The organism is Leptothoe sp. LEGE 181152 (assembly GCF_032906605.1).
GTDB classification, from domain to species: domain Bacteria; phylum Cyanobacteriota; class Cyanobacteriia; order Phormidesmidales; family Phormidesmidaceae; genus Leptothoe; species Leptothoe turfae.
Genome location: NZ_JASATU010000008.1, coordinates 13557 through 35296 on the forward strand (window position 1 = coordinate 13557; position 21740 = coordinate 35296).

The window sequence follows — 21740 nt, forward strand, 5'->3', positions numbered from 1 at the left end:
TTCAAGCCTCCTTAGACAGGCAAACAGACACGATTTAAAGCTTTCGCCAAGAAGGCTTTTGAGTTATCAATTTGAGGACTAAGTTTTTTATAGACAAAGTCATAATCAATCTGCGATCCATCAACCTTATAATCGCCTGTCAGTTCAGTAATAATTCGTCCTTTCAGATCCAATGGAGTGAGCAGATCGAATACCTTATTACGTTTTCCTTTACCTACAAAAACTGTAAAATCCTTCCGAAAGAGAAGTGAGAAAATAGTGCCATGAAATGTATTTGTAAAAATATATGATGCATGTTTGAAATAGCCTATCCATTCACGTGGATGAACAGAGATGAAGCTATCATCGGCAACATCCCAAGCATCACCAATGGAAATCACCTTAAGATTCTTTGATTCAGCAATCCCTTGAATGGCTTTCTTCTGTATATGCCCCAACTCTTTATGGTTATAAACCAACAGATATGGATTTTTCGCTTTAGGTGGCACTAAAACATCTTCATAATCAACTAAAAATGTAGGATCTAGAACTTTAGTGGGTGCTATACCGCATTCTTCCTGGATCACCCTTGCACTGTGATAGTCCCGAACTGACACATGATCAAATTCCGCAAGCAGCTTCGATACCTGTTCTCTATTGTTCTTAAATGATTGTGTCCCGCCGACACTAGGGGCATAGCTCACTTTGAGGCAATTGTCAGTCTTGCCAAAAAAATCAAGAAAATAGGAAGCATCAAAACCACGGAATTTTGTGTCTAGACACCACACCTGATCACTGCCAGTAATCACTGCATCGTAGTTAGACCCTTCAAAAATTTCCCGCAGTTTATCGCTTGAGTAACACTTCAATTTACTTAGACTCAACGAAGAGACTAAGAACTTACGCATTTGAAGCGCTTTCAAAATATGCTTATGAAAGTTTAGATTCCAATCAAGCTTTCTATTGCGAACAGGCAGCAGCTGTCTTAGGTAAAAAGCAACTGCTCCTTTAGGTCTATAGTCAATAACTTCTACAGTATGTCCCCACGAAGCTAGCGTTTTTGACAACGCATAGGCTTGCAAGGTAGCGCCGTAGTTAGTTGTGTGATGAAAGGTGATAATGCCAATCTTCATAGTGTTACTTATAAAAAAGTGATACGACTTTTTATCTAAATTTTCTACTATTCAATAACGATGACTTCTAGCTCAATTTTTTTACCGAGAAAAGCATGTAAAATCTGAGCCATTGAAATTAAAAATCTAATGGGCAAGCTACTTTTTGACTTATTTAAAATCCAGTTGGTCGTTTTCTTAGAGAACGCAGATTGCCCAATGGATAACCCTTCTAGTTTTCTCAAGATTCGGTAGTCAGCCTGCTTAAAAACCGATCCACAATTTGGGGCTGAATAGTCCTGAAACTCTTTTGACCATTTTTTCCTTTCTAATATTGGATCAGACTGAAAACTGATGGATTCAAATTTGAATATCGCCTTGAGAATTAGCTTCTTCTGAATTCCTGTAAAAGTAGTTTGCCGATATCCTTGAACAATCTCATTGGGCAGCAGAGTCTTTATTTGATTTTGCTCAAAGTCAAAGAAGGTAACGCTCTCTACAAAGTCATAAACTGTCATGTTTTGTTGCCGACCGCGACCAGCATTCATTGCCAAAGCACCACCAATAGTGGCTGGCACCGATGATAAATAGTAGAAAGATTCTAGGGATTGAGCATAGCAGTATCTTAGTACATCTATCACCTGCGTAGAGGAGGAGATCTCAAATCGCCCTTCCCCTAAAGGCTTAATATCCTTATTGAGTTTATTTTTTAATACTAGAGACGATATTTTTCTTGACTTAAAGAGTACATTGGAACCATTACCTAAAACATACAAGGGCACGTCACGCTGTTGAGCCCACTGACAATATTGAATGAACTCATCTACAGTATGAAATTCACCATATTTTTCAAAATGATGTTTTGTTCTGTAGAAAGATAGTTTATCGGTATCTAGCGAGCTTATCGGTGACTTCATAATCAAAAGTTCCTTATACAGCTGATGACGATCGATTCAGATTTATACAGTTTTAAGGTGAGGCATACTTCAATCCCGTTTTTGTGTTGATCTTGGCAGTGAAGACAAGGCTAATTTATAGGTTTGATTAAACAAGTTAGGAGATAAAAGCATTACTCCAGATAGATATGCAAGCACTCCTATTGCTAGGTATATGCCAAGCACTACATATGAGTTAGTCCAGCCACGCAATATCTGTTTAGCTCCCAAGATGAAGATCACCATTAACAAGCTGCTGATCAGTGGAGTCGTATATTGCAGAAAATATTTTTTGAAGTCTATCTGTATTAATTTTCTCACCATACCTAAGAATATAGGTGAGAAGGAGTAAACACAGATGGCATAAGATAAGGCGACCGCAGTTATTCCCCACCGAACCGCTACAAAGAAACCAGCAATATTACAAAGGGTAATTAAAAAGACAACCCGTAATCGCCATAGAGGTTTATTCATAGCTAAGAGAACCGTTCCAGCAAAGTATTGCACCGATTGAAGAATACCGATTAGTGCAAGAATACGCATAACTGGAACGCTAGGCAGCCATTCTTCTCCAAACAAAGTCTGTATTAACTCTGGTGCAAGAACAACGACGCCTAAAAATGCAGGAAATGAAACTAAGCTGGTATACCGCGTAACCCTATAAAAAGCATCTCTCATTCTTGCTGGCTGTTTTTGCAGTTTCGAAAACGTAGGGAGTGCTACTTGAGTAGTCACACTGGTCAATAGCTTAATCATAATCAGCAGCAATCGATAGGCTACGTTGTAATAGCCTAGGGCAACGGCTCCTAAGAAATAACCAATCAATAAATCATCTGAGCGTCGGTTAAAGAAATCGAGAAAGTTAAAGCCAATAATATTGATGCCAAACGCAAAGAGTTCTCTAAAATGTTGAGGAGAAAACCTAAATCCTGGCCGCCAGTCGCTCGAACTCCACAACATTAAGGCTCCCGTTGAGCCAAATACTATTTCTTTAATAACCAGACTCCAAACCCCTAACCCCATAAGGGCAGCCCCAATGCCCGCTACCCCACAGGCTGCCGTTGCCACTAAAGAACGTGCTGCAAAAACCTTGAACTGCATATTACGTTGCAAGATTGCAGACTGCACGCTACTTAGCCCTGCAAACAGAAAACTGATGGACATCCACCGAATAATCGGTGCTAGCTCTGGCTCACTGTAGAAGTTTGCAACAGCTCCAGCTCCAGCTAAAACAGCTAAAAGGAACAATGCCCCCATCAATACACTGGTCCAAAAAGCTGTATCTAGATGCTCCGGCTCCAGCTTATCTTTTTGAATAATGGCTTGAGCAAAGCCTTGATCCAAAAAGATCTGCATAAAATACATAAATACATTTGCCAGAGCTACTAAACCAAAGGCTTCAGCACCGAGCAGCCGAGCTAGCAACAGAAAAATTGCAGTTGAGACAAGCTGAGCCCCCCATTTTTCTATAGCGGACCACATTGCCCCTTGAATTGCTTTCTGTCGCAAACTCATAAGAAACTACTCACATCTAAGAAAAGAAACAAGGTAAGTAAGCAATACGTTAGAACGCACCAAATCCTGTCATGACTTTAGGGACTGTCATTAGCAACAGTTTTAAATCTTCCTGGAATGTCCACTGTCGAAGGTAATCCAAATCCATTCGATTGACCGATGTCAGATCGCATCCTTGAGAGCGGGTCGTTACCTGCCACATGCCGGTCATACCAGGTAACGCTCTCAATCGTCTCCGCAATACTGGCTCAATCCTTACCGCATCATATAGAGCCCAAGGTCTTGGCCCTACTAAGCTCATCTCACCGCGCAACACGTTAACCAGCTGAGGCAGCTCATCTAAGCTAAATTTTCGTAGCCAACGACCCACCCCTGTTACCCGTGGATCTTTTTCCAGTTTATGTAGGCCGGTCTGATTCCTCATAACCTTATGGTGCTGTGCTTCGGCATCTGTCTTCATACTGCGGAACTTGCAAATCTGAAACAGTCTGCCTTGGTAACCCACTCTCCACTGACGAAATAAGATAGGCCCAGGAGAATCTAATCGAACCCATAAAGCCAATAGCCCCATTAATGGGCTGAGTAGAATACATAGGAAAGATGCAACTAACCAATCTGCCAACCGTTTTACTCGCCAGAGGATGGGTTGTCGAGCCTGGGGTAAATCGGGAGCCAAAGGTACTCTCAAATAGACCTGCTTTTTAGTAGCGCTACAAATATCTGCCCAGGCAGTAAACTTCGATGATTCTAACTGTGGGTCAAGATATACTCGCTTGACAGGTGAGCGGCGCAGACAGTCTCGCAACCACACTTTATTGCTGAGAGCAGGAATCTCGGGTTCTAATTTAGACGAGCGAGGCTTTACGATTAATGCATCTTTTTCCCAAATCAATGTACAGTTTTCAAATGCAGATGGTGTTCTCTTGGTAGGTGGCACTTGAAAAACAATGGGAGCCTTTAACAAAACTGTAGAAGTTGTCATACGTCTGAAGAGTCTCTTAATAGAAAGCCTGATTCAAGTTAAGCCTGTTGCCTAAAAACTTGTCTTAGATAAACTTATAGCAAATAAATCTCCATTTGGGATGTCCGATTAACTACAATTGTGTCAATTCAGTGACTGAACTAGTAGAGTAAAGTCTAGCTGCGCCAGAGCATTACGGGCTCTTTGGAGAGTTTTGAAGAGCCATTGCGCTCATAATGTTTCATAGGTCGCATACTCTCGCGGTGACCATTGGCGACAATACCAATGGTATTTACTTGATCCAGCATGGTAGTGGTATGGGTTAAATCAGCCTGAGTAATGCGATCTAGGCGGCTGACAATAATGGATGCGTTACACATGGATGCCAGCTGTAGTCCATCAGCCAGGCCTGAAATAGCAGGGGCATCAACAATCACAAGATCATAATTTGCTTCAGCTTTTTCTAACACCTGTCGCATTTGTTGTGAGCTTAGAAGCCTCATGGGGTCTTCAGGTACCGCTCCTGCCAGCAGAACATCAACACTGGTGCCGGAATGAGACAGAGAAACAGGAGAAATTTTTGTTTTATTCCACCGTGCCAAATTTGGATGCAACAGGGTTGATAAACCCTGAACATTTAATAGACCCAGATATTGATGCAACGATGGATTACGGAAATTAGCATCAATCAACAACACCCGTTGGTGAGATCGGGCTGCACTAAGCGCTAAGCCAATGGATAATGTTGTTTTCCCTTCTCCCATCAGAGCTGATGTGACGAGTAAAGAAGACAATGACTGAGAATTGGTCAGCTGAATAGTCTTATAAATCAGATCGACAGCGTCTCGAAATGGCTGACTTTGACTGAGGGCAGGAGAATCCGCAGGAGCCCGCTCAGCATCCAGAATGGTCAGCAAGGCATCGGCTTTGCGGGTGGGTATTTCAGGAATCACCCCTAAGAGAGGCAAGGCAGCTTGTTTTTTCAGCTCATCCGATGTACGTACCACCGTGTCTATCGCTTCTCGACCAAAGGCTAACCCACCGCCAATGAATATACCAGCCACTACACCCAACAGTATGTTTTGCTTGGGTTGAGGTGAAATTTGTTCACCTAGCTGCGAAGGTTCAACAATATCCCAACTAAAACCACCCTGAGCTAATTCATTACTTAGTTCTTGGCGTAGTTGTAACAGTTGTTCCAACGATTGCTGTTGTATTTGAGCTTCGGGTTGAATGCGGTCGTATTCTGCAATTAAGCTAGGGAATTTAGAGAGTTCAGATTTTAATTGTTGCGCAGCCTGTTCTAAACCATTTTTTCGTGCTTTAAAACGCTGTAAGCTAATCGTAGCCTGCACCAGCTCAGCGGCCAATCCCAGTTCAATTTCACCCAACTGCCCTTCGGTTAACAACGCCGTTTCATCCAGATTAATCTGTTGTGGGATATCACCTAATACCCGTTCAACCTCTGATTGCAACAGAGAAATATTTCCCTCCCGTCGACTTACCAGATCCTGCACTCCGGGATCAGCTTCTGCATAAAGTGATCGCCGTTCCTCTAACTCTAGCTCGGTTGCCTGCAATGCATTTAAAAGCTGCTGATAACGCGATGACTGACTTAAACGTGAAGCAATCATCGCCGATTGAGGATCGGCGGCCAGTTGATCTTGCAGGGAATTATATTTAGCCTGAGCATCTAAAAATTCAGTCTCGACATCCACTTTCGATTGCTCAATCTGTCTGAGGGATTCAGCAACCGTCAGTGATTGCTGCTCTGGATCAATCAGGTTCTCTGATTCGCGAAACTCTTTTAAGGCCTGACGAGACACAGCAAGATTTTCTTGCACGCTTTCTATTTGCTGATTAACCAGGGCTAATCCTCGCTTAAGGCGCTGCTCTTGCTGATCTTTGTTATAGCTTAAATAGACATCGCCTAATTTTTCTAAAAACCTTTGAACAACTTCTGGGTCTTTACCAGTAAAGGTTGCTTTGAAAATACCAGTTTTGGCATCGCCTTCAGCCACCTGGGATAGGGTCAACGCATTTTGAAAACCATCAGCACATTCTGATAGTGGGGCTGACGCATCACATAGCTCTGGATACTCAGGCTGAAGCTGTTCAACCGTTTTTTCAACAAAGGACTTACTGCGCATCAGGTTGAGCTGAGTTGCATAGTCTGTTTGGGAAGAGGATGAACGTCGCCCTTGCTGTTGTCCGTTGGTGATATCAACCGTCTGACGATAGTTAGGCTCAACTAATAACTGCATTGAACTTTGATAAAGAGGATCTTCTTTTAAAGTTAATGCGATCGCAATCCCCACCGTCCCTAAAACGGCTCCACCAAACCAGACAAAGCGTCTTAGCAGTATATTCAGAAGCTGACCATAGCCAATCTCTGTTTTATCTGAGGAGGAGGAAAATTGTGATGTTCGCATATCTGTGTTGTTATTCGCCATCAGATTTATCGAGCTGCGCTAACTATCGTGGCCACTATGCAGATGGAGTTAAAACTGGAGCAACGGCTTTATGTTTCGCGTAAGCTTCTTCAATAATTTTCAGCACCCGTTCAAAAAAAACTTTCTCAGTAAAATTCTTGAGCACATGCTCGCGAATCTGACGATAATTCCAGTCGATGGTATCGGCTCTGAGCAAGGCCTGATGGACAGCTTCTGGAGATTGGCGGTAGAAAAAGACGCCTGTTTTCCCAGGCAACTGTGTGTCTAACACCCCTCCAGCACCGTAAGCAACAACAGGGGTACCGCTAACATTTGCTTCAATAGGCACCAACCCATAATCCTCCAGGGCTGTAACAATTACCGCTTTAGCTCTTGACATCAAGCTTTTACGCTGATCATCACTGACATGACCCAAGAAAGAAATATTGGGTAGAGCAGCCATTTCTAATCTCTCTCTCTCTGGGCCATCACCAGTAATAATCAGTGGCCACCCTAACCAGTTAAAGGCTTCTACTACTACATCTACACGCTTATATCCCAATAACCGAGATGACACCAGGTAATAATCATCTTTCTGATCCGAAAATTCAAACTGGCTGATATCAATTGGATAGTTAACGGTAACTGCCGGTTGCTTATAGGTTTCTTGAATGCGCTCAGTGACAATTGATGAGTTAGAAATATACAGGTCTGGTTTTTGGGCATGTACAAAGTCCACTTCTCTCAGCTTTTGGAAAATTGGCTGAATGATTGGCATCAAAGTCTTATAATTTTTGTATTGATCAATATAGGTACGCGTATCCCAAAGAAAACGAGTGATATTATGACAGAAACAAATGTGGTACGCATTAGGACGCTTGATCACTGACTTTGCAAAGCTGGTTGTACTGCTAATAATCAGCTCATATTGTTGCAAATCTAAGGCTTCAAAAGCTGGGAAATAAAAGGGAGCCAGCAATCTAAAATTCTGACTTGCTCCGGGGATCGCCTGAAGCTTAGTCGTGTGAACAGGTCGGTCACCCAGATTAATCGTATCTTTCGGACTATATAATGAGGTGTAAATATCTGCGTCTGGAAATCGTCTGCAAAGAAGCTCAAATACACGCTCTGCGCCGCCTCTCTGGGTAAGGTAATCATGCACCAATGCAATTTTCATACTAAAACCAATCTCTAGAAATAATCACAATGTTGAATTAGTAACAATCTAGAGGGAACAAAGATCCTTGAAGAATCTCTATTTATGGTACTGAAGGTCGTTGTTTGTCGACTCAATGCCCACACTTTCCTAAATGCCCAACAAACGCAAAACAAAGTTTAAAGGTGATAAAACCGAGCTGAATGCATCGCCTACACTAGCAACTCCAGAACGTTGGACAATAACCGTGTCGTTCGGGCGTAAGGATGGGTTAGTTTCCTCATTAATCCCTTGAGCAAAATCAATGTCGATATCGCTCTGGGATACTGTACCGTTGAGATTTAGGCGAACAAGTCTTACGGTTCCTTTTCGAGCCCGATTATTAAACCCACCTGCAGCTAAGATTGCTTGATTAAGCGGTGTATTGGGGGGGATCCGAATATTGCCAGGAGATTCTACTTCCCCAACAACATTTACGGAAATCTCATCAGGTGAAAAGCTAGCCGTGGCTAGTTCAGCTGCTTCATCTGAATTCAGATTGCTAGCCGTAGGAATGATAATGCGATCGCCATCTTGCAACTGCAAGTCTTCATTGAGATTACCTTCTTTTAGGAGATTCCACAAATTGACGGCAACTGTTTGGGATTTATTTTCCTTATGACGTTGATCAGCTAATAAAGTAGCACTCGATACTAAGGCAGCTGATGAGCGCGGCAGCCGACGTTGCACTTCAATTTGGCGAATATCTGCTAACTGGGTGATTCCCCCTGCTAACTCAATTGCCTGGGTCAAGGTGGGGATATCTTCAGCTGCAACATTTGTACCGCTCTGCGCGGAGATTCGATAAGAGCCAGGTCGATGGACTTCACCAGCGATGGCAATCTGAATAGGACGCGTCTCAAGCACACTCAGGGTAACCACAGGACGCTGAACATAGGGTTCAAGGGTTTGTTCAATCTGAACTTTTGCTTGCTGGAGAGAAAGACCTTCAACATCAATGGCTCCGACGATGGGAATATTTAGATTGCCACTGGACAATACTCGAAATTCACCACTGTAGTCAGGGATGTTAAACACATCTACGCGTAAGTAATCACCAACACCCAGGATGTAGGATTCTCCTACTGTAGGATCAGGGGCCGCCAACTCTGATGAACTTGATGTTTCGACAGGCAAGGGGGGTAACGACGGTTCAGCTGGAGTCGTAGACTGGGCAACCGCATAGCGGCCTGCAGATTCTCCTAGAACCAGGCACATCAGAGTCAGCTTAATCAGAAATATTCCTCTAGTTGAAAAATGCTTTTTCATGATGACTGCCAACAATAAATACAAACATCTAGATGCCTAAAGCGATCGCATCATCACTGATCACAGATGTAAACCACATGCAAGACTCTTCCCACCACAGGGCTAGAGAATTTAGGCAGTGATAACATTGAAACTTGAAAAACTCGTCAAGAACTGCACGCTAAGAATCAACAGAGCCACATACCCATAGGTATCCTACAGATATCTAACTAAAACTCTGCCGTCTACTACAGTTCTTATTTTTTGGGATCACACACTATAGATGAAAAACCAGTCTTCGTAAGCTTACATACAGGACAACAATAAGATCTAGCCTTAACTAACCATTCAGGAAACAGTGACTCGTGGACTACCGACACAATCTGCTTGTGCACTCACCCCAAGAAGGGGAACGGAGTCGATGTAAACATAGTACTTAAATGTCATCTAGTCAAAATTTTGCTTGCCATTCTGGCTTTTAGGCGTTCTCATATGGGGAAACCACGCTTAAAACTTAAAAGCCACGAGCATGAATGACGATTATCAGGTATCTAGCAAAAATAGAAGACTTTTAGATTCACATAGACATTGTTAACTGTATCTAACCATAGATGCGTACAAGAAAAATTTTCTTAGGGGCTTTCAGAAATGAAAACAGATAAACATTCTGAAGCACTAAGCGTTAGTAATTAAACTGCATATCTGGGTCTAACATAACCTAAATTTTAAAAATGAGCTACGTATCTTTATATTCTTTGTGCGGAGTTTCTGTAAAGTCAGATTTTGCTAATGCTAATGCCTAAAAAGTTACCTATTTAACATTTTTCATTATCATCAAAAAACAATAATTGCAATGATCTTGGTACATGTTTTCAGTGTTATTTAGGCGGCCATGGCTTCACTCAGTATTGCCATGTTAGTTTTTTAGTGTCACAAGCTAAAGTCCTGATATCACGGAAGTCTGGCTCCAATAATTAATCAGGCTTTGACCAGGAAAACCGGCAAGTTGACGGATCAACGGTCTATCAATTCGAAAAAACATCCAACTAGATTGAGTTTTTGCTGTTGCTGATTTAGGGGAGAAACTGAGCAATCTATTAGAATATCAATCCATAACCTGAAGGATGAAATTATGCCGAGGATCAGCGAAGCCAGTTTTTTTACTCTGTTATGACCGACATTATTATTAGTAGGTCTTACGAAGTTTATGGCGGTTAGCATAACATTGAGTACGTTGCAATGATCACTGACATAGAACCCTATGGTTTTGATTGTCTGTATAACTAGACAGCCGAGAAAACATTTTTGCTAAAAAATATTTAAAGCCTTAGTTATTAGAGAACTTTGCAAGTGATGAAGACCTACCGCAACGTGGAAATAGCAATCACATTCTCTTTTGTGAGTTGATGTAAGCACTAACGAAGTGACAAAAGGCACAACGTAAAATCGCTGACGAGAAACAATTACCTCATCTAATGTCCTACTGAATTTAGATGAGATCAGCAAGACTTACCGTTGTTGATTTAGAAAATGGATCGATCTGGCAAGATCACTCTACATCAATGTTTTTTCACTTAAATCTTCCCAAGGATCAGCAATGGCAAAGATCTTATTCTCTGAAAACGGGGTATCAACTCAAATCGAGACGTTTTCCTAAGCATGGTACTCAGAGGTTAGTAGCCAGAAAGAAGTCAGTAGCCAAAAATCCCAGCTTCAATTGATGCCGCTGAAACTGTTATGGACAGAGAGTTATGAATAACTTCTTATTGTTGTGCAAGAGGATCTAGTGTCACTTAATTCTCCCATGCGTAGGAATGTTCCTATTTTTTTACTGGCCTCATCAATCAGCACAATTATGGGTTTATTATGAGATGTTGTTACCGATCCGGCTGAATAGAATCATAGTTCGGAGCAGCAACATTTTAAATTATTAAGCTAATATTCCTTAAAGCACCTGTGATACCTGTCAGATGCTGAATACAGTAATTTACCTATGTGAGATATACGAGTCTTTATTTCACTAGTAGAAGGAAATTTTATCAAAAAGATTTCATTAAGAAGCTACTGGATTCATAAAGTTAGTAGGAATAATTCTATGGACAAACACGGCATAGGATTTTTTCTTACCCATGGATGATATACGGCTTGAGCCGCTGCATGATCAATAAATGCAATGGCTCAAGATTGATTCTATGCCAAAGGTCTTTGGAGGCATCTAGGGGACTCATATTATTGCCGTTTCTTTAGTCCATACGTCTTGACTATGGTATTTGTTAGCACCAAACCCACCCTGCCACGCTGGCTCTGCGAAAATATTTTGTTAGGGAATCTACCTTGGCAACATGGTCTATGTCAGGCTTACAGTCATTTCAGCCAGGTTTACACATTGCACGATGCCTATTTGCTAGGAACGTATCAAAGTGCAGAAACCTATGGTGAAACTGTTCTTTGTTTACTATGGGATTCATTGTGGCTTCCCGAAGCCATCACCCGTCAAGCCAATCAGAACGAACCGATTTTTTTACTGATTAAGGCCACTAAAACCCTGGGTATCGCCCTATCTGAAGGGACATTGCCTAAACCGGAGAAAAAGCCCCAACGCATCCTTAAGGCAGAGCATGTTGAAGTAGACGATCAAACCGTTTTAGTCATTGACGATGTTCAAGGCAATACGCTGACGATTGTATTTGCTGGTCAGATGCATTTTCTAGCTGTCGATAACAAGCACCGCATCATTGATCTAGATATCTAGTGGTCAGCACAGACCGTTACACTAGGGTCAGGTAAACAAATGTAAACATGACCCCATTGGTAGAATCCCACACACACTATGGCCCATCCAAGGTGCTTGTCGTCGGGGCGGGTATTGGCGGGCTGACAGCTGCAGCTTTACTGGCCAAACGGGGTTACCAGGTTCGTGTTTTTGAACAGGCCCTGGTGCCGGGGGGCTGTGCGTCTACCTTTCGACGACGGGGGTTTACCTTTGATGTCGGTGCGACCCAGGTTGCTGGCTTAGAACCAGGGGGAATTCACCATCAAATTTTTTCAGAATTAGGGATAGATCTACCGGCAGCTGAGCATTGCGATCCGGCTTGTGCCGTTTTCTTACCCGGAGAAACGACGCCGATCAATGTTTGGCGGGATCCGCAGCGGTGGAAAACCGAGCGTCAACAGCAGTTTCCAGGTAGTGAACCGTTTTGGCAAAAGCTGAGCGATCTATTTAGCTATAGCTGGCGATTTCAGGCCAGACAGCCGGTGTTGCCACCGCGCAATCTTTGGGATGCTTGGCAGCTGGGCAATGCACTGCGACCGGACACGCTGCTGACAGTGCCCTACACATTCTCAACCGTGGGCCAATTGCTTAAAGGCTATGGCCTCTATGAAAATCGTCGACTAAAAACATTTTTGGACCTACAGCTCAAGCTCTATTCCCAGGTGGGTGCAGATGAAACAGCTTTGTTATATGCGGCAACAGCCTTAGGCGTATCCCAAGCGCCGCAGGGGTTATTTCATCTACAGGGCAGTATGCAGGGGTTGAGCACTGCATTGGTAAACGCAATCAAACAGTTTGGCGGTCAGGTTTTTTTGGGATATGCCGTTGAGAAAATTCAGCTAGAGAATAATCGACCCCGGTTTGCCCAGGTCCGCCATCAGAAAACGGATGACATCTGGTTAGAGTCTGCCGATCATATCGTCGCTAATGTGACCGTGCAGAATTTAACCACATTGCTGGGTGAGCAAACGCCCCAAGGCTATCAGCGGCGGGTGGATAAGCTGATGCCGTCATCGGGAGCTTTTGTGGTTTACCTCGGTGTCGATCAAGCGGCGATTCCTGAAAATTGCCCACCGCATCTACAGTTTCTCTATGACTATGATGGCCCAATTGGGGAGAATAACTCGCTGTTTGTGTCAGTCAGTCGATCGGGAGATGGTCGTGCCCCTGAAGGCAAGGCAACGATCGTGGCGTCGTCATTTACGGATGTGCAGGCATGGCAAAAGTGTGATGACTATGGGGCTTTGAAGGCTGAGTATGAACGGGATGCGATCGCAAAACTAAACCAATACTTCAACCTGGACCCACAGCACATTATCCACGCTGAATCGGGCACTCCCCGCACCTTTGAGCGCTACACAGCTCGACACCAGGGCATGGTAGGCGGCATCGGTCAGCGGTTATCGACCTTTGGTCCCTTTGGCTTTGCCACCCGGACGCCGATTCCTAAGCTATGGCTGGTAGGAGACTGTGTGCATCCAGGGGAAGGAACCGCTGGCGTTAGCTATGCAGCCTTAACCGCAGTGAGGCAGATTGATGCCATGGAGCGGTAGGTATAGCGTGAAGGATGTACTCTCATTTTCATACTACACCAGTCAAATCACCGGTCAAATACTGTTGCCGTTCTTGCTTTGGAAATTTCTCGATGGCATAGCGCAGCATGGTGCGAGGCATTGTTTTGTAATGGGTTTTCAAGAACGCTTTTTCAGTTGCCACATCCCGCTTGCCAATTTCTCGCAACATCCAGCCCACAGCTTTGTGGATCAAGTCTTCTGAATCATTTAGCAACAACTCTGACAGCTGTAGCGTATCGTCAAACTGATCGTTGCGAATAAACTGAAACGTGGACATGATTGCAATTCGTCTTTCCCAGAGATTACAGGATTGAGCTAATTGATAGAGAATTTGTCGGTCCCTTGTTTCGAGGTAAACACCCACAATTTTGTAAGCTGAGCTATCCACCAAGTCCCAATTGTTGATGTATTGAGTATGGTCCAAATATAGCTGATAAATCGTTGTTTTCTCGGCATCGTTACCTTGGCTAAATTTGTGCACCAGGAGTAACAACGCAAACAAGCGTTCTTCATGAAAAGGGGACATTAACAGTTTTTTGACGTCTGGTAGTGATGTTGCCTGATGCTTTTTCACCTGTTTTCTAAGCGCAGGAACACGAATGCCGAGAAATTGGTCACCCTCGCCATATTCACCTTTTCCTGTCTTAAAGAAGCGTTGTGAATGTTCTGCTATAACAGGATCAGCAAGGTCTCGAAGAATGTTACTAATGTCTTTTGCCGTCATAGTACGCTGTTAGCCTATAACTGGTTGCTATACGTTCGCGCTCCTTGACAGGTTATCGTCAATTTTTACTGATACTTGAAGCATGAAACCATCGTTTCAGTCAAGCCGGTCAACCCATCTGAACCCTTGGCTAGCCGTGAATTATTCGCTGGTGTTTCCAGGGCTGGGGCAGTTATACAGCGCTTTCTGGTGGAAAGGAATCAGCCTGGTGCTAATGGCAGTTGTCATGATCGGCTATGCCACATGGTCTATTTTTGGGGCCCATGGCCAAACCATGTGGGGATTTTGGACGATAGGCTGCTTCCTCATGGTCTATAGCTTTAGTATTTTGGATGCCTATCGTGGCACTCAACCGGGGTACGCCAGCCGGATTTCAGTACCTCAGGGCAGGTCCGATCCTTGGTATGCCGTTTTTTTATCACAGCTGTTGCCTGGATTAGGCCATTTGTATCTACAGCAGGCTTTGGCTGGTGGGTTATTTCTTGGTACAGGTCTGCTGACGGCTTGGCTAGCGAATTCTATTCCCCAGTTGGTGCCCATTCCACCGCTGATTTGGGCACTGAGTTGTTATCACGTGTATGCCAGTTTTCCCCATCGAACCAGGGGTAAATCAGGTGCAAACTACCAAGCCAGCGCTGACGCGATCGCACGCCTCGTTATCGGTCTCCTGGTGATCCGACTGTGCTTAGGTTCAATACCAGGCTGGATTCAACGGGCGGTTGAGCAATGCATTGTCCCAAGTGAGTCCATGGCCCCGACCCTGCAAGTGGGCGATCGCCTTTTTGTACGGCGTGATCAAACGTATCGCCCTAACATTGGCGACATTATTGTATTTACCCCACCCGATGAGGCCCTGCTCGATCTTCCTGAGCCAGAGACAGCCGAGAATCTACTGTATGTAAAGCGCGTGATTGGCTTACCGGGTCAGCAAATAACCGTTAAAGAGGGTCGTGTTTATGTCGGCAATCGCCCGCTTACAGAAGCTTACGCTCAAGCAACATCTGCCTATGGGTGGGGACCGGAAACCGTGCCCGAAAACAGTTATTTTGTATTGGGCGATAACCGAAACAACAGTCAGGATTCCCATGTCTGGGGATATGTTCCTGAAGCCAACATTCTAGGGGCAGCCTACAAAATCTACTGGCCACCCAGTCGGGTTCAGCCATTGGGATAGATGACCGAGCAATCGCTAATTCAAAGCTGAAAAGATGGGCACCCATAAAAATTGGGGTGCCCTAAGGGCTTAAGGCACCTAAGTCGCTAACGACTAACACCCACCAACGCAGGCTGTTTCGCAGACCTAACTACAACTCGAGCATCATCATCCAGATCAAAAACAGCCGTATCGCCATCTGTGATCGTTCCTGCCAGCAGGGCTTCAGCCAGGTAATCTTCTACCAAACGAGAGATGGCTCGACGCATGGGGCGAGCACCATAGGTTTGGTCATAGCCTTCATTCACCAGGTGCTCCCTAAAGGCATCGGTGAGTTCAAAGGTAATGTTGCGTTCAGCCAGGCGTCCAGTTACCTGAGCAAGGAGGATATCGGCAATCTGAGCAACCTCCTGCTTGATCAACTGACGGAAGACGATAATCTCGTCAATACGGTTCAACAACTCAGGGCGGAAGAACTGCTTCATTTCTTCGTTAACCAAGTTACGAATATTGTTATAGCGAGACGTCATCTCATCATCGGTACTGAGCTCAAAGCCCAAACCACCGCCACCTTTCTCAATCACCTTGGAACCAATGTTCGAAGTCATGATGATCAAGGTGTTCTTGAAGCTAACTTTGCGGCCCTTCGCATCATTTAGGTGACCATCATCCAACAGCTGTAGCAAAATGTTAAAGACATCGGGATGGGCCTTTTCAATTTCATCCAGCAAAATGACGGTGTAAGGCTTACGGCGTACGGCCTCGGTTAGCTGTCCGCCTTCGTCATAGCCCACATATCCCGGAGGAGAGCCAATCAGCTTAGACACCGATTGAGGTTCCATAAATTCCGACATATCGACGCGAATCATGGCGTCTTCTGCACCAAAGACAGAAGCTGCTAACGCTTTAGCCAACTCAGTTTTACCGACACCCGTGGGACCCGAGAAAATCAGGCTAGCAATGGGGCGATTGGGGTTACGCATGCCCACACGAGAACGTCGCACCGCCTTAGCAACCGCTTCGACCGCTTCGTTCTGGCCTATTACACGTTCATGCAGCGTATCTTCCAGATGCAGAATCATGGCAGATTCTGACTCAGACAAGCGGTTAACGGGTACGCCAGTCCAGGAGGACACAATGTCGGCAATGTCTTCATTCGTGACCTCAGGATGGGGCGTGCCATTGGGCAATAACTCTGCCAATAGACCCTGTTCCTTAACCCTTAAAGCTGCCACATCATTGAAGGCCTGACTTTCCAAAAGCTCCATAATTTTGCCCTGCACCTGACGCAGCTCCGTGCGCTTCTCCCCAGCCGGAATTTTCTGTGAGTATCGCAAACGCACCCGTGAGCCGGCTTCATCAATCAAGTCGATAGCTTTATCAGGCAAGTAACGATCGTTGATGTAGCGATCTGCCAGCGTCGCTGCGGCCTCAAGGGCTTCATCTGTAATGGTCAGCCGGTGGAACTGTTCGTAACGTCCCCGAATACCGCCCAAAATTTCTAACGTATCTTCGACGGAAGGCGGTGCCACAGTCACTCGCTGAAAACGACGCTCTAGGGCTGCATCCTTCTCGATGTACTTGCGGTATTCTTCCAGGGTCGTCGCTCCAATGCACTGAAGTTCACCGCGAGCCAGGGCGGGCTTCAGCAGGTTAGCCGCATCCATGCTGCCTTCTAACGAACCGGCACCGACCAGGGTATGAATTTCATCAATCACTAGAATGATGTTTTGAGCTTCCCGTACTTCAGACATTACCTGGTTGAGACGCTCTTCAAAGTCACCCCGGAAGCGGGTACCCGAAACCAGCATTGCCAGGTCAAGACTGATAACGCGACGGTCAAATAACGCCTCAGGCACATCTTGGTTGACGATGCGCTGGGCTAAGCCTTCTGCGATCGCAGTTTTACCTACACCCGGTTCACCTACTAAAACGGGGTTATTCTTAGTGCGCCGACCCAGAATTTGCACCACCCGCTCAATTTCTTCAAAGCGACCGATGACTGGATCCAGCTTTCCATTGGCGGCTAGCTCCGTTAAGTCAGTACTAAATTCAGCCAGGACACCGCTGTTGCGCTTAGAGGCCTGTTCCGGTCGCTCACCATCACGGGAACGACCACCAGCCGTCACCGCCGACACCTCGCCAATGGTGCGAATCAACTGTGTACGGACCTGAGTAGGATCTACACCTAAATTAGTCAGGACTCGATAAGCAACGCTTTCTACGTTTTGAGTCAGACTCAGCAGTAAATGCTCTGGTTCGATGTAGGGATGATCCAGCTTACGTGCCTCTTGGAAAGCCTGCTCAAAAACTTGCTTAACCTTAGGCGTAAAAGGAATTTCAGTAGGCCCGTTACCAGATCCACGACCAATAATAGACTCCACTTCAGCACGAGAGTTGGCCAGGTTGACTCCAAAATCACTGAGTACTCGAGCGGCAATGCTAGAGCCTTCCTTCACAATCCCAAGTAGTAACTGCTCGCTACCAACGAAATTGTGACCCAGGCGTCTTGCCTCTTCCTGAGCTTGCATGATCACCGCAATTGCCGCATTGGTGAAATGTTCAAACATATTTTGTGGACCTCTGCCAGGATATGGAGTCGAAACCTATAAAAGACACTAGGTAATCGGTGTTAACCAAGATTACTCCAGACATTAAGTTTTTTAACTATGTAATAAAAATATACCCATCTTCGTTGCATCTCGACAGCCTGGAGAGCCGAAGTTGAGAAAGTGGGGTAATCCGTATAGCCCTGTAGACAACAGATATGGTTTCAGTTTGCCCGAAGGATAAAGGAATTTATAGGTCTATGAATCAACGAAGACCGAATCTCCATATCTATGCAGGGTGGATAAAAAATTGATAAAGAAATCGCCCCCTCACTGATGTTTGCTCGTGGTCAGCAGGGGGGCATCCGGACGGAATCTATTTAAATTGATTATTTTCTTTCAGCTTAAAAGAAGAATTCTAGAAAGAATTTATCAAGAGGGCGAGTGGTACGGTGCAATATTCTATCAGCCGTAAAAAATAACCTAAAAAAATCAATCAAGAGGAAAAACTATCAGACCTAGCAATAAAAACTCAGGGCAAAACCGCCCAGTTATATATCCATTACACGTACACAACTTTCTACGGTCTGTTCATGTCAAATGTTTTAACAAAGTTTTAGTTTAGAAACTCAATCATGAACCGTCTTTGTGTGGCAGTCTGTCAGCTACTTTTGAGACACCCTAGATAACGCCAGCTTGATCGGCATGACAAGTTTCTAAAATTCTTTCATCTAGCTCAGATAGGGTATTGATACGAGTAAATCCATCAATACCAAATTCAGGAGCGGCACCACCGGCAGCTAGCGTCGGCTGAGTCTCAACTGCAAGAGAGTAGGGATGGCTTGTCTGCTCGTAACTGTCCACAACCATTAAGTCTAAACGGGTCGCAGAGATATCACCATGGAAACAGTCGAATGAAGAGCTAGGCATGTAAAAAGCACCAACCGTGCGATCGCCAGTTACTTCAAACACCATATAAACTGACCCAGGTTGAGCCGCTGCCGGTTGTTGACCATATAGATAAACACCGTCGACCAGGGGGGCATTAGATAAAGGACTGGCTAGAGCGCTAGCTGAGCTTAGCAAGGTAGCACCGAGGAAAACGAGAGCAGACTTGACGAATTTCGGGCAACGGGGGTGAACTGACAAATAAGCCATGGGATACGTGATTACACCTCTTATGTAACTAGTATTGATGAATTTTTGGGCTAGCTAAGTGATACCTCTAGACATGGCTGATGACGTCTAACACTGGGTCATGTGATTGATGTCACAATGAACTGTATTGCTTGTATTGCAAGACTTATACAGATCTAACGCGGTGAAAATGATCAGCTTTAACCGTAAAATCATGATTGCTTGACGCAAATGCCGTTCACATCCCACCCATGACGTCACACAATGCCCTTAGGCAACAGCTAGAGCAGCTTGATGGACGCAGCTACTCTGCTTACAAACGCCTCAAGGGCAGCTATGACTTCCCTGGGTTTAAGCTCATCCTGGCCCATATTCAGGGAGATCCCTTTGCTGCCCCCAGTCGGGTCAGCCTCTGGACCAGTCACCAACACAGTCAATGGCCACAAACCTACTGGCATGACCAAACGCGACGCATCGTGCTAGCCGATTTTCTGCATCGGCAAATTCATCAGGCCATCCCCAAAATTCAGCAACGGCGGGGCTCCGGCAAAAGCGGTCGACTGATCATTGCAGACACTAGCCAGGCTGTTTTGGCGCGCACAGCTGTGCAGGTCACTGCCGAGGGGATAGAGTTGCGCCTGGGGGTGGGTTTACCTGCCTTTGGCCGCAGAATCGCAGGTCACGCTGTCAGGGATTTGCTAATTCAAGATTTACCGCATCTTGTGGCTACGGCTCTACACTATCAGCCCCAATGGTGTCAGGCTGTGGAGCAGCATATTGCGACCGTCGAAGATGCCAATGCCCTCAGACAGCAGTTGTCGGCTCAAAACCTCGTAGCTTTTATCGCCAATGGCTCAATTTTACCCAGACGTAGCGGTGTCGATTCTCGACCTCTAGCAACAGCCATGCCGTTTAAATCGCCAGGTTCTTTAGAGACTACCCTACCAACCCCCCATGGTGGACCCGTCACAGGTCTCGGTATTCCCCAGGGGGTAACGTTAATAGTCGGTGGTGGCTACCATGGCAAATCGACAGTACTCAAAGCCATTGCCCAGGGGGCCTATAATCATATCCCTGGTGACGGTCGTGAACAGGTAGTAGCCAATACAGCCACCGTCAAGATTCGAGCAGAGGATGGTCGCAGTGTGACCGGTGTGGATATTTCGCCGTTTATTGATCGGCTGCCCCAGGGAATATCCACCCGATCTTTTAGTACCACTAACGCTAGCGGCAGTACATCCCAAGCCGCCAATATTTTAGAGGCGATTGAAGCTGGGGTGCAGGTATTGTTGATTGATGAGGATACGGCGGCGACGAATTTGATGATTCGCGATCGCAACATGCAAACGCTCATCGCCAAGGATAAAGAACCCATCACCCCATTTATTGATAAGGTCCGACAGCTTTACACCGATCACGGTATTTCTACAGTTTTGGTCATGGGCGGCAGCGGTGACTATTTTGAAGTGGCTGACCATGTGATTGCCCTGGATAACTATGGGGCTAAGGATGTCACTGCTGAGGCTAAGGCAATTGCGGCTGAGTATCCTAGCGATCGCAAAATAGAAGGCGGTCAGAACTTTGGCACCATCACCCAACGACACATTCAGCTACCTAAATTTGACACCGATCGCAAACCGGCTAAAGTCAAAACCCAAAGTCTCACCACCCTAACCATCGGCCAAGAAAATATCGACCTATGCGGCATTGAACAACTCATAGAGCCCAATCAAACCAGAGCCATCGCCCACGCCATTCTCACCTGGCAACAGCAAAATCGTTCCCACTCATTAAAAAGTCTCTTAGACGACATCATGGACTGGGTAAACCGAGGAGACTTTGACTCACTCACTCCTTATCCCATGGCCGACCTCAGTGAATTTCGTCGCTATGAACTCGCCGCTGTCATTAATCGACTGAGAAATCTCAGGATAATTGCGGATAGATAGATTTTATCAACTTAGTAGAAACACTCATAAACTCTCCTAAAAATGAAATAATTGAAACTTTAGTGAATCGATATTGTTATCGATAGTCAGTGAAGCCAGGTGGGCACGTTTAGCTTGAGATAGATGTGTCTTTTTATACCTCTGCCTATACTGGTCATATGCAACACCCTCAAGACCCCAACCTCGAACAGCCATGCATTCGATGGTCCTGGTTTACCCTCAGCTGTATTTGCCTATTCTCTGGCTTTCTGTATCTGGCCGTTGTGGATATTACAGATCCAGTACATCTCACACAAAACCCAACAGAGCAACAACCATAGAGTCTCAATCCATATTCTTCTTATTGCAAGGGTTCACCATCACTGTCATGGTGAACCCTTTAGGAAAGCTCTAATTTCTGCTGATTTTTTAACTACTCGATAAAAGCTGCATGCTCAGCAGTTACTAATCCCTTCTGAACTTCTACTAAAACAATATTTTAAAGTTTAGGAAGATTCAGGACCA

General features: G+C 45.1%; 15 protein-coding genes. 5 read left to right on the forward strand and 10 right to left on the reverse strand.

Annotated elements, in window-relative coordinates:
* Positions 1 to 11: 11 nt before the first annotated feature.
* From QGP82_RS04415 to QGP82_RS04445, 7 genes are all read right to left on the reverse strand, one after another.
* Positions 12 to 1112 (reverse strand): polysaccharide pyruvyl transferase family protein, encoded by a 1101-nt coding sequence (locus QGP82_RS04415; RefSeq protein ID WP_499057296.1) that lies wholly within the window; start codon positions 1110 to 1112, stop codon positions 12 to 14.
* A gap of 47 nt (positions 1113 to 1159) precedes the next feature.
* Positions 1160 to 2008 (reverse strand): FAD-binding protein, encoded by an 849-nt coding sequence (locus tag QGP82_RS04420; RefSeq protein WP_499057298.1) that lies wholly within the window; start codon positions 2006 to 2008, stop codon positions 1160 to 1162.
* 69 nt (positions 2009 to 2077) lie between these two features.
* Positions 2078 to 3541, reverse strand: coding sequence for an MOP flippase family protein (locus QGP82_RS04425; RefSeq protein ID WP_163670892.1), 1464 nt, complete (start codon positions 3539 to 3541; stop codon positions 2078 to 2080).
* Positions 3542 to 3590: 49 nt separating this feature from the next.
* Positions 3591 to 4523, reverse strand: coding sequence for a heterocyst development glycosyltransferase HepC (gene hepC, locus QGP82_RS04430; RefSeq protein WP_163670894.1), 933 nt, complete (start codon positions 4521 to 4523; stop codon positions 3591 to 3593).
* Between the two features lie 155 nt (positions 4524 to 4678).
* Entirely contained in the window at positions 4679 to 6934 is a 2256-nt protein-coding gene (locus QGP82_RS04435) for a GumC family protein (RefSeq protein WP_499057301.1), read from the reverse strand.
* A 55-nt stretch (positions 6935 to 6989) separates the two neighbouring features.
* Positions 6990 to 8111, reverse strand: coding sequence for a glycosyltransferase (locus QGP82_RS04440; RefSeq protein ID WP_163700826.1), 1122 nt, complete (start codon positions 8109 to 8111; stop codon positions 6990 to 6992).
* A 129-nt stretch (positions 8112 to 8240) separates the two neighbouring features.
* Entirely contained in the window at positions 8241 to 9398 is a 1158-nt protein-coding gene (locus QGP82_RS04445; RefSeq protein WP_163670900.1) for an SLBB domain-containing protein, read from the reverse strand.
* Positions 9399 to 11640: 2242 nt separating this feature from the next.
* Here QGP82_RS04445 and QGP82_RS04450 point away from each other — a divergent pair.
* Together QGP82_RS04450 and crtD are read left to right on the forward strand one after the other, a co-directional pair.
* Positions 11641 to 12129: a hypothetical protein gene (locus tag QGP82_RS04450; protein ID WP_006519472.1), complete on the forward strand. Its 489-nt coding sequence runs from the start codon at positions 11641 to 11643 to the stop codon at positions 12127 to 12129.
* A gap of 47 nt (positions 12130 to 12176) precedes the next feature.
* Positions 12177 to 13703: a C-3',4' desaturase CrtD gene (gene crtD / locus QGP82_RS04455; protein ID WP_499057304.1), complete on the forward strand. Its 1527-nt coding sequence runs from the start codon at positions 12177 to 12179 to the stop codon at positions 13701 to 13703.
* A gap of 28 nt (positions 13704 to 13731) precedes the next feature.
* On the opposite strand, the gene QGP82_RS04460 is transcribed toward crtD, so the two are convergent.
* Positions 13732 to 14448, reverse strand: coding sequence for a DNA alkylation repair protein (locus QGP82_RS04460; protein ID WP_499057306.1), 717 nt, complete (start codon positions 14446 to 14448; stop codon positions 13732 to 13734).
* 82 nt (positions 14449 to 14530) lie between these two features.
* On the opposite strand from QGP82_RS04460, the gene lepB reads away from it, so the two are divergent.
* Positions 14531 to 15622, forward strand: a complete 1092-nt coding sequence (gene lepB / locus QGP82_RS04465; protein WP_163670908.1) for a signal peptidase I — start codon at positions 14531 to 14533, stop codon at positions 15620 to 15622.
* A gap of 86 nt (positions 15623 to 15708) precedes the next feature.
* On the opposite strand, the gene QGP82_RS04470 is transcribed toward lepB, so the two are convergent.
* The gene (locus QGP82_RS04470; protein ID WP_163670910.1) at positions 15709 to 18171 is read right to left on the reverse strand and encodes an ATP-dependent Clp protease ATP-binding subunit; all 2463 of its coding nucleotides are present in this window, start codon (positions 18169 to 18171) and stop codon (positions 15709 to 15711) included.
* A 660-nt stretch (positions 18172 to 18831) separates the two neighbouring features.
* On the reverse strand, positions 18832 to 19236 hold the full coding sequence (locus tag QGP82_RS04475) for a hypothetical protein (RefSeq protein WP_163700838.1): 405 nt from the start codon (positions 19234 to 19236) through the stop codon (positions 18832 to 18834).
* A gap of 302 nt (positions 19237 to 19538) precedes the next feature.
* Between QGP82_RS04475 and QGP82_RS04480 the strand changes: the two genes are divergently transcribed.
* Positions 19539 to 21236: an ABC-ATPase domain-containing protein gene (locus QGP82_RS04480; RefSeq protein ID WP_499057308.1), complete on the forward strand. Its 1698-nt coding sequence runs from the start codon at positions 19539 to 19541 to the stop codon at positions 21234 to 21236.
* 125 nt (positions 21237 to 21361) lie between these two features.
* The gene (locus QGP82_RS04485; protein ID WP_499057310.1) at positions 21362 to 21556 is read left to right on the forward strand and encodes a hypothetical protein; all 195 of its coding nucleotides are present in this window, start codon (positions 21362 to 21364) and stop codon (positions 21554 to 21556) included.
* Positions 21557 to 21740 lie beyond the last annotated feature (184 nt).